This is a genomic window from Bartonella sp. MR168JLCBS, from assembly GCF_042194175.1.
In genome coordinates this window covers 292-591 of sequence record NZ_JBHIMP010000546.1, presented here as the reverse complement: position 1 = coordinate 591, position 300 = coordinate 292, and the positions used below count along the sequence as shown (strand labels likewise).

Genomic DNA, 300 nt, shown 5'->3' with positions numbered 1-300 from the left:
CCCTGAACATCAACAATGATATGATCATCAAAGACATGTTCAAGGATACCTTTTAATTTGCCAATCATGCGGTAATCCTTGCATAATGAGAAGCGCTGGTGCGGTGGGTACTATGGCAAAGAGCAAGAGCAAGCGCATCAGCAGCATCACTGCTGTCAAATTCAGCACGTGGGAGAAGAACTTTTACCATCATGTGAATTTGTTCCTTAGCACCATGACCAACCCCAATAACCGATTTTTTTACTTTGTTCGGAGCATACTCAAAAACGGGAAGATTTGCTTGCGCCGGAGCGAGGAGAG

Annotated in this window: 2 protein-coding genes; both read right to left on the bottom strand. The window is 44.7% G+C overall.

Translation table 11 applies throughout. From position 1 onward, the window contains the following. The coding region (locus ACFIK8_RS12560) for an OB-fold domain-containing protein (RefSeq protein WP_375669617.1) at positions 1 to 68 on the bottom strand (68 nt) is incomplete at its 3' end. Beyond that, positions 65 to 300, bottom strand: a 236-nt coding sequence (locus ACFIK8_RS12555) for a crossover junction endodeoxyribonuclease RuvC (RefSeq protein WP_375669615.1), incomplete at its 5' end; no start/stop codon positions are given. The genes ACFIK8_RS12560 and ACFIK8_RS12555, both read right to left, overlap by 4 nt.